The 14,676-nt window shown below is 63.3% G+C and carries 13 protein-coding genes; 6 read left to right on the top strand and 7 right to left on the bottom strand.

The features are described 5' to 3' along the window. Positions 1-2 precede the first annotated feature (2 nt). From entS to CJ178_RS14230, 5 genes are all read left to right on the top strand, one after another. The gene (entS, locus tag CJ178_RS14250; protein ID WP_095886978.1) at positions 3-1,286 is read left to right on the top strand and encodes an enterobactin transporter EntS; all 1,284 of its coding nucleotides are present in this window, start codon (positions 3-5) and stop codon (positions 1,284-1,286) included. Then, a complete protein-coding gene (locus tag CJ178_RS14245; RefSeq protein ID WP_095886977.1) occupies positions 1,283-1,513 on the top strand; it encodes a phosphopantetheine-binding protein in 231 nt (76 codons plus the stop codon). The genes entS and CJ178_RS14245 overlap by 4 nt, the downstream gene beginning before the upstream one ends. After that, positions 1,503-2,525 (top strand): endonuclease/exonuclease/phosphatase family protein, encoded by a 1,023-nt coding sequence (locus tag CJ178_RS14240; RefSeq protein WP_245006109.1) that lies wholly within the window; start codon positions 1,503-1,505, stop codon positions 2,523-2,525. Before CJ178_RS14245 ends, CJ178_RS14240 begins: the two co-directional genes overlap by 11 nt. A 71-nt stretch (positions 2,526-2,596) precedes the next feature. Further along, positions 2,597-3,571, top strand: coding sequence for a glycosyltransferase family 2 protein (locus CJ178_RS14235; protein WP_095887983.1), 975 nt, complete (start codon positions 2,597-2,599; stop codon positions 3,569-3,571). Positions 3,572-3,579: 8 nt separating this feature from the next. After that, positions 3,580-4,476 (top strand): glycosyltransferase family 2 protein, encoded by an 897-nt coding sequence (locus tag CJ178_RS14230; RefSeq protein WP_095886976.1) that lies wholly within the window; start codon positions 3,580-3,582, stop codon positions 4,474-4,476. On the opposite strand, the gene CJ178_RS14225 is transcribed toward CJ178_RS14230, so the two are convergent. The 6 genes from CJ178_RS14225 to CJ178_RS14200 all read right to left on the bottom strand — a co-directional run bounded on the left by CJ178_RS14225 (position 4,473) and on the right by CJ178_RS14200 (position 12,453). Further along, the gene (locus CJ178_RS14225; RefSeq protein WP_179300757.1) at positions 4,473-5,813 is read right to left on the bottom strand and encodes a lipopolysaccharide biosynthesis protein; all 1,341 of its coding nucleotides are present in this window, start codon (positions 5,811-5,813) and stop codon (positions 4,473-4,475) included. The genes CJ178_RS14230 and CJ178_RS14225 overlap by 4 nt on opposite strands. Further along, positions 5,810-6,700: a beta-1,6-N-acetylglucosaminyltransferase gene (locus tag CJ178_RS14220; protein WP_179300756.1), complete on the bottom strand. Its 891-nt coding sequence runs from the start codon at positions 6,698-6,700 to the stop codon at positions 5,810-5,812. Before CJ178_RS14220 ends, CJ178_RS14225 begins: the two co-directional genes overlap by 4 nt. After that, positions 6,697-9,225, bottom strand: coding sequence for a non-ribosomal peptide synthetase (locus CJ178_RS14215; RefSeq protein WP_095886975.1), 2,529 nt, complete (start codon positions 9,223-9,225; stop codon positions 6,697-6,699). The genes CJ178_RS14220 and CJ178_RS14215 overlap by 4 nt, the downstream gene beginning before the upstream one ends. Beyond that, positions 9,218-10,360 (bottom strand): LLM class flavin-dependent oxidoreductase, encoded by a 1,143-nt coding sequence (locus CJ178_RS14210; RefSeq protein ID WP_095886974.1) that lies wholly within the window; start codon positions 10,358-10,360, stop codon positions 9,218-9,220. The genes CJ178_RS14215 and CJ178_RS14210 overlap by 8 nt, the downstream gene beginning before the upstream one ends. 5 nt (positions 10,361-10,365) lie before the next feature. Then, on the bottom strand, positions 10,366-11,550 hold the full coding sequence (locus CJ178_RS14205) for a 3-dehydroquinate synthase II family protein (RefSeq protein ID WP_033231641.1): 1,185 nt from the start codon (positions 11,548-11,550) through the stop codon (positions 10,366-10,368). Positions 11,551-11,616: 66 nt separating this feature from the next. Next, entirely contained in the window at positions 11,617-12,453 is an 837-nt protein-coding gene (locus CJ178_RS14200; protein ID WP_257013151.1) for a 2-amino-3,7-dideoxy-D-threo-hept-6-ulosonate synthase, read from the bottom strand. Between the two features lie 77 nt (positions 12,454-12,530). On the opposite strand from CJ178_RS14200, the gene CJ178_RS14195 reads away from it, so the two are divergent. Then, positions 12,531-13,373, top strand: a complete 843-nt coding sequence (locus tag CJ178_RS14195) for an arylamine N-acetyltransferase family protein (RefSeq protein WP_095886973.1) — start codon at positions 12,531-12,533, stop codon at positions 13,371-13,373. 15 nt (positions 13,374-13,388) lie between these two features. On the opposite strand, the gene CJ178_RS14190 is transcribed toward CJ178_RS14195, so the two are convergent. Continuing rightward, complete coding sequence (locus tag CJ178_RS14190) at positions 13,389-14,576, bottom strand: 4-hydroxybenzoate 3-monooxygenase (RefSeq protein WP_095886972.1); 1,188 nt, start codon at positions 14,574-14,576, stop codon at positions 13,389-13,391. Positions 14,577-14,676 lie beyond the last annotated feature (100 nt).

The raw sequence follows: 14,676 nt of genomic DNA, 5'->3' as shown, positions 1-14,676 counted from the left end.
CGATGAGCGAACGCGGAGTGCTACTCGACCTACGGCCGTTGCGCGAAAGCGCGCCGTTCCGGAGAGTTTTCATTGCACGTACCATCTCGATCTTCGGTATCGGGATGCTGATGGTCGGTGTGCCGATCCAGATGTACGCGCTCACGGAATCGTCCTTCATGGTCGGTCTCGTGGCAGCCGTCGAAGGCGGTGCGTCCATCGGCGGCATGGTGGTCGGCGGAATACTTGCCGACAAATACGACCGGAAGACCCTGATTCTGTTTGCGCGCACAGTATCCGGATTGACGTTTGTCGGGTTGGCTCTCAACGCGATGCTCGAGAATCCGTCGACGGTGGCAATCTTTGTGCTTGCCGTTGTCAACGGGCTGATCGGTTCGATCAGTATCGCAGCGCTCTTTGCCGTCATCCCCAGTCTTATCCCCAAGGACCAATTGGTGGGTGTCGGCGCGCTCAACGTGCTCAGTGCGCGGGCGGGCGCCGTGATTTCCCCCGCACTCGGCGGATTGTTGATCGCGGCAACGTCGGTGGCCTGGAACTACTGGGTTGCGGCCGCCGGAACCGTGATCACGATCGTGCTGCTCTCGGGATTACCGTCCATGATGCCACCGGTCCACGACCACGAGTCCGGGCACGGCGAACCGCCGGTGTCCGTGATGGGCTTCATCTTCGGGCACCGCGTGGTAGGCGGCGTCATGGCGGTCGGTGTGATCGCGATGCTCGGCAGCGGTGTCCTCGTTCTGGTTCCCGGGTTCGTCGACGAACGATTCACGGGTGACTCGCGCGCGGTGGGCATGTTGTACGCGGCCGGCGCCATCGGTGCGGTGCTGGCCACCGTCACCAGCGGTTGGCTTGGCCGCCTTGCACATCCGGGCCGAGTGCTGATGACGGCACTGGTTGCGGCCTTTGCCGTGCAAGCCGTGGTCGGATTGGCCACAGGACTGGTAGTGGCTGTTCTCCTGCTGGTCGTGGTGGGTGCCGTCACCTCCGTTCAGGAAGTGCTCCGGTACTCGATCATCCAGACCCACACGCCGACAGCACTGCTGGGGCGAGTCAACGGATTGTGGGCGGCACAGGAAGTTGCCGGACTCTCGGTCGGTGCATTGATTGCCGGCGCATTCGGAGCAGCCTTCCTGCCGTCGACGGCTGTTGTCGTTTACAGCCTGACCCTCGGCGGCGTCGCTTTACTGTCGACGGTGGTGCTCGGGTCACTACGGCGAGTAACCGGCGGGACCCCAGATCTGCAAACACCAGACCTTGAAACAGAACTCGAAAAGGAACACCGATGACCACTGCATTCACCCGCGATCGCATCATCTCCGATCTTGCCGAGGTCCTCGATCTCCCCGTTGACGAGCTGACCGAAGACGTGAGCCTGATCGACCTTGGCCTGGATTCGGTGCGGTTGATGTCGTTGGTCGAGCGCTGGCGATTCGAGGGAGCGGCAATCGATTTCGTGGATCTGGCATCGGACCCGCAGGTGGGTGCCTGGCTCGAGGTAATGGGTGCCGAATAGCGGCGAGGTCGACCCAGCGTCCACCACGAGTTCCGTGACCGGCGGCCGCCGGATAGTTCGGCGGGCGGTATATCTCGCCGGAGCGGCCGCCGTCGGTGTGGCAGCGCTGGGCGTGATTGTTTTCTATGTCGGGCCTGAGTCCAACACGTTGATCATCGCGTCGTCGTTTGTTCCGCTGATGCTCGGTGTCGGTCTGTTGGGTCTGTTCGTACTGGCAGCAACACGATCCTGGCGGACTCTCGCCGTTGGGGTTGCAGTTGTGTTGGCGGGGGCGTTCACCCAGGCGCCGCTGTTTGTCTCGAACACGCCGGACACGGTTGCCGGAGAGGGAATCCGGGTGATGCAGGCGAATATCCGCCTGGGCGAGGCCGATCCGGATGCGTTGGTGGATCAGGTTCGCTCGCACTCGATCGACGTACTCACCATTCAGGAACTGACGGACTCAGCGGTGCAGCAGCTGGACACGCATGGTCTCGCTGCATTGCTTCCGTACCGGTTCGTCGAGCCGAAGGACGGCGGCGGTGGTACCGGAATCTACAGTCGCTTCCCGCTCACGGAGCAGGAGTCGTTGGGCCGTTTCGCGATGTCCAATCTCGTCGCAACAGCGGATATCGGTGACGGCCGCAGCGTGACGGTGGCCTCGGTGCACCCGATGCCGCCTTATCCGTCCCCTGCCTGGATGTGGGCGTCGGAGATGGGCAAGTTGAACGGATTGCTGCACGAGCAGGCGGCCGACGGCAAGCCGATGATTGTTGGCGGCGACTTCAATTCGACGTACTCGCACAGCCGTTTTCGTGCGATCCTGACGGACGGCTTTACCGATGCCGCGGAACAGACGGGCGCGGGGTTTGTGATGACTTTCCCCGCCGACACGTGGTATCCGGCGTTGATCGGGATCGACCACATCGTGACGAACAGGGCGACAGTGACGCACTTCGAGCGGATCGAGATCGAGGGTTCGGATCACCATGGTCTGGTGGCGACGGTGACACCCCATTTCGACGGAACCTAGGTTATCCTAACTTTCTGTTGGTGTTTTCTATCGAGAGACCTGAGTGATCGGTGAACCGTAACCCTGCCGGTGTGAGTGTGGTTGTGCCGGTGTATCGGTGCTTGCCGTACGTGGAGAATTGCCTTCGTTCGGTGCTCGAGCAGACTCGTCCGATTACGCAGATCGTTCTGGTGGACGATCGCGGTGGGGACGAGTCCATGGCACGCGCGGAGTCCTATCTACGTTCGCGCGGAGTCGATTTCACCTCCGTGGTTCACGAGCGCAACGAGGGATTGGGGTGCGCTCGCAATTCCGGACTGGGTGCTGTGACCGAGGATCTCGTCTGGTTTCTCGACAGCGACGACGAGGCGGCACCCGATTTTGTCGAACGACTCGAGTCGGCATTGATCACTGCATCGGCCGACTTCGCCTGCACCAGAACAACTCGCGTCGACGAATCCGGTACGGCAATCCAGATCGACGAGGCGCCGTTCGACGCGATGGTGGTGTCTGGCAGAGAGTTTGCGCGACGCCTGATTCTCGGGGACGCAAAAGCCTACGCATGCACCAAACTCTTCCGCCGCGAGTTACTGGGGGAGCGCCCATGGGACGAGGGGCAGGGGTACGAGGACATGGCGCCCGTGTTGCGAATGTCGTTGGCTGCCGAGCGAGTTGCCCTGGTTGAGGAGCCGTTGTATCGGTATCTCTACCGTGAGGGCTCGATCAGTACCTCGCTCACCCCGCGTACGCTGGACTTGTTCAAAGTCGAACGCGACATCGACAGTGCACTGGGCGACCATTCTCTGAGCACGACGTGGGGCAATGAGATACGCGCCTTCCGCTACCGCGAGGTGCTGACGTCCGTGGCTCACGTGGCCATGCGCGCCCGCCACGCGTCGCCGACGCGGCCCGCACTCTACGACGAGGCGATTACCCGTGTGCGTCGGTCGATTTCGACGGACGACGTGATTCCGTTGGTACGCACCGGTCACCGCCGCGAGGCTGTGTTCGCGGTGATGGTGAAGTACACCCCAGGCCTGTACTCCGCGATTCTGAGACACCGATGAGGGCACCGATGAGCGCACCGCTGGTCACCGTCCTGATCCCCGCCTACAACGCCGGGCCCTACCTGCGCGAGGCGCTGGATTCGGTTCTTACACAGGATTTCCGTGACTTCGAACTACTCGTGATCGACGACGGGTCCACCGACAACACGGACGAGGTGCTCGCGTCGGTGTCCGATCCGCGACTGCGGGTGGTGCGCCAAGACAACACCGGACTGGTCGGTGCTCTGAACCGAGGTCTCGCGGAAGCGCGGGGGCAGTTCCTGGCGCGGATGGACGCCGACGACAGGATGGGTGTCGGCCGGTTGTCCGCCCAATTGGCAGTGTTGACGGCTGATCCGTCGATAGTGTCGTGCGGTACCGATTACGAACTGTTCGGGGCAATGTCGGGCAGGGTTCGGATGCCGCGTTCGGATGCGGCCTGCCGGCAGAGGTTGTTGCTCGGCAGTTGTCACTGCGGCGCATCGGTCATGATCCGCAAGCCCATCCTGGACCGCAGTGGTCTCGAGTTCCGGACCGAGTTCGCTCACGCGGAGGACTACCGGATGTTCGCGGAACTCTCGGAGTTCGGTCGTCTCGCTAACGTGGCGATGATCGGATACGAGTACCGGATCTACCCCCACCAGGTCAGTGCCGTGCACGGGTCGCAGCAGCGGATTGCGCACCAGCGGATCGCTCGCGAGTACGCGGAGGCGATAGGCGTCCGGCCGCTTTCGGACGAGGCGCTGACTGCGCTGCTGTGGCCGCAGGTACCGGCGGGGCCGTTGCCCGTGGCGGCGGTGCGGGCGTTGGCGGACATCGCGCGCCCGGCTGCCTCTGTGGTGATACGGCGTCCGGGCGTCGAGACTGTCCGGTTCACCGGACGCAAAATAGTCGAGACTCTCGCGAAAGTGCGAGCAGCGCACTAGGTTCTTGCAGAATCCAGCACGTCAGGTTCCGGAATATCGAGGTCCTGAATGTTGAGGTGACGGGGGTCGGATTCCGCGACCACCGGGGTAGCCGAGAAGTCGACGACCGCACGGCGCAGTGGCACCGCGATCACTGCTATGGCGACCAACTGAGCGCTCAGCGTTGCCAGTCCGGCCCCGATCAGGCCCAGCCGGGGAATCAAGACCAGTGCCAGCGACACTGTGGTGACGACGATGACGCACTGGACCGCCAACATGAGCCGGAGTCGTCGCAAGATCTGGGAGAGAAGGAAATAGACCACGACAACAGCTCCGGCTATCGAATCGAGCGCCATCACGAGGACGAGTGTTGTTGCCGCGTGGAAGTAGTCGGGACTGATCACGTACAAAACCAGTGGTCCACCGATCGCCAGCCCCGCAGCAGATACCGCGGTCACCACGGCGAGCATTCGCAACAACCGCCTCAGCAGGGCTTTACGGTCGGCATCGGGCGAGGAGGCTTCGACGATGAACGACGAACCGACTCCGCTACGGAGTAATCCCACTGCCGAGCACATGGTCCAGGCCACGTTGAAATAGGCATTCTGTTCGGTGCCCAACTGCGACACCACGATCAGTGGCAGCACAAGGGGAGTCACCGTGAGTACAAGCGTCATCGTGAAGAAGACGCCTTGGAATGCCCACAGTTCGCGCACCGGTGGCAGATCAGGCGCGATTGTCGTTCGTCCGCGCACACCGGTGCGCAGAATGTGAACCAGCGCAACCGCGGTGACGCCGAACGCCAGCACACCCCACGATCCGGTGAGGGCCAGGGTAGATCCCGTGCCCGCCAGTGCAACGATCGGAACGATCTTGAGTACCGACAGTGCAATGTTCTTGGCCGCAACACTCTTCGCCAGCCGCAGACCCGTCAGGATCGGGTCGGTCAGAGCGTAGATCGCCAGTGTCATCACCAACATCGGGAAGGCGACGCGCTCGGTCGTGTTGGTGAAGAGGCGTTCGTTGGTCGGATTGACCAGCAGGAAACCGCAACCGAGAAGAACGGCCACGGTGGCTGTCAGTGCCAGTCCGCCCAGGACCAGACGCGTCGAGGCGCGTCCGGCGACGGGAAGGAAACGTTGGTATGCACCGCCGAGCGACAGGCAGGACACCGATGCGAGCATGGTTGCCGTGCTGATGACCGCCGACGCGCGACCGACTTCTGCCGTGCTGAAGAAGCGTTCTGCCACTGCCCAATACACGAGGCCGAGTGCACCTGTTGCCACGGACGAGAGCATCAGCGCCGCGGCATTGGACTCGAGTCCAGCGCTCAGGCGACGGGTCGGCAAGCGGCTCATCGGAGAGAATCCGAGTTCACGGCAAAAGCGTCGATCAGCGCCGTCGAGGTCGTGTCGACCTTGCGGGCGAACAGTGCCCGTGACGCACGCAGTGTCGGTTCGTCGTCGATTCCGAATACCCGCGGGCTCAGCGCAGTTCGATCAGACCAGTCGATGTGATGAAGCGCATGTACCGGGTCGGCGATGAATGCGTCGACGTCGGCGCACTGCTCCACGTCCTGAACGATCCGACGCGCGTGCGGCGCGGCTTTGAGGATCGAATGGAAAACTATCTCGTCGGAACACAGTGTGTGCCGATGGAAGTCGAGCCATCGCGGATGTTCCGCGATGAATCCGGTGACCTGATCCACTGCGCCGGCGGTCAGTGCCCACCACGTTGATCCCTGGTACAGCTCGATAGTCGGATCCACCTTCCGCGGAATGCGCCCGGACAGTCGCGCGCGAAGCGGGGACCTGTCGTCCGGAAAGTGTCGACGGTCCACCAGATGGGCGCGCTGCGCACCGGGGCCGGTCAGTCGCCAGTCAACTCGGATGAACTCGGTGGAACTCTGCCAGGCCGCCAGCACTTCCTCGATCGGCGCGATCATCAGATCGGAACCCGATAGCAAGGCGTACCGCTGATACTCGTTGCGGGAGGATCGCGCGTGCTCGATCAATCGAAGAATCACGTGCACGACGCTCAGCCCGCCCCAGTTCACGGAGCGACGGTCGCGCAGATAGGTCACCCCGTCACTTTCCGGCACCACGGCCTCGAACGATGCGAGATCGGCTTTGGCGTCGATGTGGACAAAGACGTCGATAGACGGGTGGCGCAGTGAATCAACGAGTGCGGCAAACACTTCTGGCTGGTGATGCGCGATGATCAGAACTGCGGCCCGGAAGCTCACTTCAGCGCCTCGCGCACGAGTGCGGCCGTGTGCGCGACATACGGCGGCCGGAGCATGCCGACATGATCGCCGGAGACACGCTCCACCGAAACAACGTGGGGTGCAACTCGAGTCCACCACGCGGGGTCATCCGGGTTGTCTTCTGCCATGACAACCGATACTGCGCCGTCCCACGGCTGCAAACGGTGCATGAGCGCGACGCGTCGACCCAGATCGTGGAATAGATCCCACTGCGTCTGCGCCGGGTACTGCCACAGTCCCGCCGTGAGTAACATGGCGCGAGTCTTCCACAGCGTGCGACGATCGGTGGGAGCAGGTTCGGACAAAGGGATCGACTGTTCACCCGAATCCGGCTCACTGCGAGACAGATCGAGAATTCCCGAACCCAGTGGTCCACTCAGGATCGTGTCGAGGCAGATCACCGCGTTGACGGTTTCGCCCTCGGCTTCGAGTAGACGCGCGACATCCATTGCGATCACACCACCGAGTGAGTGACCGACAAAGGTGTACGGGCCGTGCGGTTGTACCTGGCGGATCTCGCGCAGGTAGCGCTTCGCTGCTGAGCGCACCGTCCAATCGGGGAATCCGCGGCCTTCGAGTCCGTGGGCCTGGAGACCGTGCACCGTCCATTGAGGTCCGAGTTCCCTCGCCAGTGGCAGCAACGCCAGCGCGGTGGAACCTGCTCCGGCAAAGGCGAATAACGGGTCCCCGGTGCCGCCGGTCTGCAACGGCACCAGCACACGGGTGCGCAGCGTCGTACCTGTAGCGGCCTGCTCGAGATGTGCGGAAAACTGGTGCAGGGTCGGGAAGTTGGCCAACGTTGCCGACGACAGTTCGGCGCCGAACTTCTGGCCGGCACGGGTGAGCATCTGCTGAGTCTGCAGGGAATCGCCCCCGAGAGAGACGAAGTCGTCGTCCCGGCCGATCTGCTCGATCCCGAGGATCTCGGACCACAGTGCTGCCAGTTCGGACTCGACACCCACGGCGGGGGGAATTACGGCGGGCCTGGGGGAGGGCGCTGGAAGAGCGCCGCGGTCCACCTTGCCGCGTTCGTTGCGCGGTAGCGCCGGAAGCAGCATCAGATTGGCAGGAATCATCCAGTCAGGCAGAGTCTTTCGAAGATCTCGTCGCAAGTCTGCCGCAGACGGCGCGCGTGTAGCGGGATCTACGGCAACGTATCCGACCAGCACGGCGCCTGAGTCTGTTTGCCGAGCCAGCACAACGGCATCTTCGACAGCAGGTAGGCGTCGCAGTGCCGACTCCACTTCCGACGGCTCAACCAGGTAACCGCGCACCTTGACAGCGTCGTCGCTCCGGCCGACCAGATGCAGCAGTCCGTGCTGGTCGAATCGGCCCAGATCGCCCATCCGGAACGATCGTGTGCCGTCTGCTGCCCGGCCGAACTTCGTGATCTCTGCCGCAGCGGTGCCGTCTCGCTCGACAAAATAACCTTCGGAAAGATAGGGCGATTCGACGACGATTTCGCCGACCTCACCCGGCGCCACATCGGCGCCGTCGGGGCCGAGCAACCGCACCACTTTGTTGGCGGCCACTACGCCGACGGGAAGTACCCGGTCGGGAACGTCGCGGCCAGGGGGGAATTCGTTGAACGCGAGATTGCCGGTCTCGGAGGAACCCGACAGATTGCAGTACGACGCAGTCGGACTGATCAAGGTGCGGAGCCTGGTCACGTCGTCGCCGTGCACTGCCTCACCGCACGTGGTGACCAAGCGGAGACCGGTCAGTGTGGCGGTGCCGGCGCACACCTTCATGACTGCGCGCAGCAGTGAGGGGGTGGCGTGCAGCGTGGTCAGCATGTGGCTCGAAATCCACTGCGGGACTTCCTCGATACCTACTTCGCGGGGATCGAGAAAATGCAGTTCGCCACCGTTGAGTAGTGCGCTGAACACGACGTCGAGTCCGCCGCCGAAGCTGATCGGCAACGCCATTCCCAGCCGATCGCCCGAACCGATGCCGAGCGTGGCGTGAAAATCCGCCGCCTGGTTGAGCCACAGTCGGTGGCCCTGGCGGACTGCCTTCGGTGTACCGGTGGAACCGGATGTGAAAAGCAGTACTGCGGAGTCGCTCTCGCTGACAGCGGGCAGTGGCTGTTCGGGATGTCGGGGCAATGCAGCCAACTCGGCCGGGGAAATGCGAGCAGCACCCGAGCGCGTGAGAATGTTGTGGCGCCGATCCTCGGGCAGTTGCGAGTCGAGCAGCACCAGCGGATGTCCCGAGAGAAGCACGGAGACAAGCGCGACGACGCAGTCGAGGCTGCAGGTGGTGTCGAGCGCAACGGGGCGTCGATCGCTACCGAGATGACCCACCAAGGCCCGAGCGTGGGCATCTGCAAGCGAGTGGAGCTCCCGATAGCTCAGACTGCTACCGCGGCAGACCACCGCGATGTTGTCAGGCACTGCGGTTGCAACGGATTCGAACCGTTCCCGCACCGAGGACCACGGCACCGCGAACGGTTCGTGTCCACGAGGAGCGAGGAAAGACTCGAATGTCGAAATATCAGACACCGGCAGTTGCTCCGAACGCAGCTGTCACGCCGAGCCTGGGGAAAAGCAGTTCGGCCGTGATTTCGGCCTCGCGGATGAGTGGCCACCCGGACAGGATCCAGATGTCGATGCCCACCCTTTCGCTCATCTCGAGCATGCGCGCGGCCACGTTGTCGGCACTGCCCACGAGGTAATTGCCGGTGCCCTTACCGGCGACGTCGAATGGTGGTTCGGCGCCGGACCACGTGGTCAGTCCGGCGGCCATGTTCGGGGCAAACTCGAGTTCCGATCGGGTGGGCAGGCGGCCGGCTCGCAGAGCGTCGATCCGGGTCTGCACCTGTGCGTCGTCGGAGGTGAGTTCCGCCAGCGGCGGGAACCCGAAGCTGGTCAGATTGCGGTCTGCGGTGCTGAGCACCGATTCCGGTGAGGTCTGGGACAGCTGCCATTCGAACCGCTCCCAGGCCTCCTCTTCCGTTTCCCGGACGATGACGCTGGCCAATACTCCGAACTTCAGTTCGCGGCCCTTGTCGGATGCTGCTGCCCTGACCTTCGTGAACAGCGTCGACATCGCTTCAGCCGGGCTCATGAACATGAGGTAGGCGTCGAGAACCTCTGCCGCGTGCGAGATTCCGGCAGGGGAGGCCCCGGTACCCCAGACCGGAACCCCGTCAGGCTGACGGGGTCCGGCGATGGCCGGCTTGTATCGCGGGCCGAGCTCGAAGTGCTCACCCGAGAACGCCTGCGCCTCATCGAGATAGAGCCGCTTGAACAGCGGCCAGTACTCCTCGGACACGCCGTAGCGTTCGTCCTTGGAGTGAAATCGTCCGTACCGCGCCAACACCGGATCGGCTCCGTTGACCTGGTTGTAGATCAACCGGCCGCCGGAATACTGATCGAAGACCTGTGCCTCCTCGGCAAGCAGCGCCGGCGGTTTGACTCCGGGATACTCGGGTACGACAAAGCGCAGCCGTTCGGTATCTGCGACAAGCGAAATCGGCTCGCGGGCCGTTGTCAACGCGCCGTAGTAGCCGAGTCGGTCGAGAGTGCGCGCCTGCTCACGCAGAGCGGAAAACGACGGCTCGAACCGGTGCCGCGGATCCCACGGCACCTCTCCGTCGTTAGCTCCGATGTACCAGAGGATCTCGGGAACGGACATCTTTCCTAGCGCTCGTCGCAGAATTCGGTGATCGGCAGGCCGACGTGGCGCGCCTCGGTGGGAACGTAGCCGAGCAGCTTGTCGCCCGGTTCCAGTTCGGTGACGTTGTTGACGCTGCCACCGGGTCCGAGCAGGCGCACGTGCCAATCGTCCTGCGCAATGACGTTGACGTTCTTGCCGTTCGGGGCAACTGCGGTGATCGAGATCAGCGGGCGCTTCTCGATCTTGACGCGGCCGATGCGTACTTCGCGAACACTGCCGTCGGAGCGGACTGCGAGGATCGGCTGGCCGGCCTGAAGTTCGCTCACGTAGCGCGTGCGGTTGTCCGGAGCGAGGACGTAGGAGTGCACCGCGCCGGCGTTCCAGCGGAAGGGACGCGTCGGCATGTACGGCAGCGGGTGGGTCTCGCTGCAGGAGAGGAACATTCCGGTGGAGAACGAACCGATCAGGCAGCCTTCGTCCTTCTCGAGCAACGAGCAGGTGTCGATGCAGGCACGATCGCCCATGCCGATGTGCTCGACCTTCGTGACGACAAGCTCGGAGAGCTCCATCGACTCGATCTGGTGATCGACGATGCGCGCGATGCGGACGACGTCGTCGGCGCTACGAGGCGCGAGAAGGAGTCCGTCGGAGCCGTGCTCGAGGACCAGCTTCACGATTTCGGCGTCTTCGACGTCGGTAACCGTGGTGACCGTGCGTCCGCCGGAGTTCTCGGCTGCGGCGATGACGATCTCGAGGGGGATCTTGGTCGGGTCGGTGAACGTGAGAAGCGTCCACGGCACCTCACGGACAACCTCGCACGCCAGCTGCAGGGTCGGTGCGTCGGAAACGACAACGTGGACGCCGCGGTCAGGGGTGTGGCCGATGTTGGGGGACAACGCGTCCGCGCGGTCGGCGACCACGACGAGGTCAACCCCGTCGTACGGGAAGTCCTCTGCCAGTGGAGCGTCGACGCTCAGGATGCGGCGCACGGTGGGGGGAAGGCCGTCGAAGGTCTCGATCTTGTCCGAGAGGATGCCGTCGATGCGATGGTGCAATGCGGCTTGCACAATTGCCGGCAGCAAGCTCTGCTCGACCGAACGGACGTCGAGCCAGGCGAAGTGGCCTTCGCGGCTGATCGGTGTCCGTCGACTGTCCGTGCCGGCCCCCGTCGCCGGGAGGATCTGGTCGGTGACGATAGTGCTGTCCATAGTTGGACACGTTCCCTTCGTTGGTTGAACAAGCGCGCGTGCGTGCGAGGTGGTGAAGACTGAAGATCAGGCAATCTCGAGTTCGGACCGGGATGCCGATTCCTGTGGGGAGTGCATCATCCGGGCCAGTGCAGAGGCCACCGCGTACGGATTGCGTGCCTCGAATACATTACGGCCGAAGCTCAACCCGGCAACACCTGAGCTCAGTATTTCGGCGCCGAGCGCGAGTGCGTGCGCGTCGACGTCTTCGAGGGGCGGGCCGCCCGCGACGCAGATGGGCAGCGGGCAGGACTCGGCAACCTCACGCATGGATTCGGGGGTGCCGCTGTAGTCGAGCTTGACCAGGTCTGCACCGAGATCGGTAGCGATAGCCGCCAGGTGCTTCAGTTCCGCCGCGTCCGACGGGAGATCACCACGTAGGGGACCGCGCGCATACATCATGGCCAGCAAGGGAACTCCGAGTGTTTCGCATTCGTGGGAGACCTTGCCGAAATCCTGGAGTTGCTCGCGTTCGGTGGACGATCCGATATTGACGTGCACGCTGACCGCGTCGGCGCCGATGCGTAGCGCGTCCTCGACGCCGCCGACAAGAACCTTCGAGTCGAGGTCCATACTTCGGGTCGTTCCCGCTGAGAGATGGACTATCAATCCCATGCGCGCGAAGTGGGCAGGGTCGACGTGTTTGGCGCGGCCGCGATGGAGGACTACGGCATTGGCTCCGGCCTGCGCAAGAGTGTGGACCAACGAGTTTGCGTGGTCGGCACTGCCGAGTGGACCGACGGTGACCGAGTGATCCAGCGGGACGACGAGAGTGCGCCCGGTAGCGTAGTCGCTGATCCGGGAGAGACGGATGGACTTACCGCCCGAGGACTGCGACTTCGCATAGTTGGGTGATGTGAACACCGAGGTTCTCCAATCGGGCATCGAACGTGCGGCTGACGTTCTCGAGTGCCTCCGCAATATTAGGGTAGGCTACACAAATGGATTCCATCGGGGTAGAGGCAGTACTGCGATCTACACCACAAACACCGTCGGTAGCACCGCAAATGCGTCATATGCGCCGCGACGCCGACGTGATGTCGAGTGCGGAAATGCACTCGTATCTCCGCAGGGTCGCATTGCCCGACGATAGCCTGACGAGTCCCGTCGACGCGTCCTTGTTGCGACGCATCGCCGACGCTCAGTTGTCCCGAATCCCGTTCGAGAATCTCGACATTCACCGCAAACGCCCGGTCGAAGTCTCGGTAGCTGCGATCGAGGAGAAGCTGCTCCGGCGTGAGCGAGGTGGAATCTGCTACGAACTCAACGGCCTGCTCGCCCGCGCTCTCCGCACCGTCGGATTCGACGCACAGTTGGTCGGCGCAGCCGTCGTCACTCCGAACGGGCCGGGGCTTCCACTAGGCCACGTCGCAATCGTGGTCGGCTTCGCAGGCGAGACGTGGCTAGTCGACGTCGGGTTCGGCGGCGACGCGATAGTGCACCAGGTCGACGCCGGCGCAGTCGTCGGATGGGACGTGCGCTTTCCTTCCGGCGCGTCGTACCTGACGGACGCGACCACGAGGCCACTCGCAGATTTCGCGGCAATGGCGTGGTGGCACAGCACCTCCCCGCTGGCCCGCTTCACCAGTGGAATCGTGTGCTCCCTGACCGAAGGCAGTGTGCGAAAGACACTCTCCTGCAAACCTGACGAGCAGTACCAGCTAGCCGTTACGGACGGGGCGCTACGCAGTGCCCGCGACCTGGACGGCGACGAAGCACTTGCCGTACTGGCCGCGGAGTTCGGCATCCGGTTGCCCGAACTTCCGCGACCGGCTCGATTCTGAAATGACTGATCCCTGTTATGCCGGGAAGCGCCAGGGACTGGGGAAGGGCAGGCCCAGGTAGACCTCGCCCAGTGCGGACTGCTCGTGCTCCGACTCCACCCACCTGGTCAGGCGAGCCCGTCGCAGCTGCCAATCCAACGGATCTGCGGACAGCGAGTGCAGTGTTTCGGTAAGCATTGCGGAGAAGTGCTGGGCCTTCCAGATACGTGGAAGGCAGGTGCTCGAGTATGCGTCGAGGTGCTCACTGCCGCCGGTCAGGTAAAACGCACCGAGTGCATAGGACAGCGTGACTGCGTCGGACACTGCAAGATTGAGACCCTTTGCGCCGGTGGGGGGAACAATGTGGGCAGCGTCGCCGAGTAGGAAAAGCCTTCCGTGTTGCATGGTTTCGCACACGTACGAGCGCAATGGGGCCAGTGATTTGTCGAAGATCTCGCCGCGCTCGAGTACCGGGAAATCGTCACTGGCGCTGCGGAGTGTCAGCTCGTCCCAGATGCGTTCGTCAGACCAGTCGCCCAGGTCGGTGTCCGCGGGAACCTGCAGGTACTGGCGGGTGATGTTCGGCCCGCGCATGCTGTGCACCGAGATGCCGTTCTCATGCGCGCAGTACATGCCCTCGGGGGTGGTGGGGGTGGTGTGTGCCAGGATGCCCAGCCACGCAACGGGATAGGTCCTCTCGAACTCTCGGACCGAGTCTGCGGGAAGGTGTGCGCGGCTCACCCCGTGAAATCCGTCGCAGCCGGCGACGAAGTCCGCGGTGATCTCGAGCGGTCCCTCTGGTGTCTGGACCTGCAGGCGGGCGCCGTCGGTGGTGGTGTCGATCGAACGTACCGAGGCCTCGAAGAGTAGAGGCTCGCCGCCCCCGACCCGGTCCGTAACGAGGTCGGCAACCAGCTTCTGCTGCGGATAGACGGTGGCGTGGCCGCCGACGAGCCTGGTGAAGTCGAGATGATGTGTGGTTCGGTCGAACCGAACATAGAACCCGTTGTGCACCATGCCTTCGCGAGTGATTCCGTCACCCACGCCGATTTCGTGCATGAGATCGACGGTGGGTTGCTCGAGGATTCCCGCTCGGGTTCGTGTCTCGATGTATGTGCGGTCGTGACGTTCGAGGACGATGGAGGAAATACCCTGTCGGTGAAGCAGAGCGGCGAGAGTCAGTCCGGCGGGTCCGGCACCGATGATCGCAACCTGAGTGTGCACGTGTAAGTTCCTTTGTTTGTCTTCGAGCGTATTCGTTGGTGCAATACCGGATCACCCGCACCTCGGCCACTGGATATTATGTGACTGTCGACACACAAGG

The sequence above is a fragment of the Rhodococcus sp. ACPA4 genome, assembly GCF_002300185.1.
GTDB classification, from domain to species: domain Bacteria; phylum Actinomycetota; class Actinomycetes; order Mycobacteriales; family Mycobacteriaceae; genus Rhodococcus_F; species Rhodococcus_F globerula.
The sequence above is the reverse complement of the archived record's forward strand: the minus strand, read 5'-3'. Positions and strand labels throughout refer to the sequence as shown.

What these genes read in the sequence shown, in the direction of transcription:
- CJ178_RS14210 (WP_095886974.1), bottom strand. Translation starts at nt 10,360, where the DNA reads ATGTCCGTTCCCGAGATCCTCTGGTACATCGGAGCTAACGACGGAGAG.
- CJ178_RS14230 (WP_095886976.1), top strand. Translation starts at nt 3,580, where the DNA reads ATGAGCGCACCGCTGGTCACCGTCCTGATCCCCGCCTACAACGCCGGG.
- CJ178_RS14225 (WP_179300757.1), bottom strand. Translation starts at nt 5,813, where the DNA reads ATGAGCCGCTTGCCGACCCGTCGCCTGAGCGCTGGACTCGAGTCCAAT.
- entS (WP_095886978.1), top strand. Translation starts at nt 3, where the DNA reads ATGAGCGAACGCGGAGTGCTACTCGACCTACGGCCGTTGCGCGAAAGC.
- CJ178_RS14205 (WP_033231641.1), bottom strand. Translation starts at nt 11,550, where the DNA reads ATGGACAGCACTATCGTCACCGACCAGATCCTCCCGGCGACGGGGGCC.
- CJ178_RS14195 (WP_095886973.1), top strand. Translation starts at nt 12,531, where the DNA reads ATGGATTCCATCGGGGTAGAGGCAGTACTGCGATCTACACCACAAACA.
- CJ178_RS14245 (WP_095886977.1), top strand. Translation starts at nt 1,283, where the DNA reads ATGACCACTGCATTCACCCGCGATCGCATCATCTCCGATCTTGCCGAG.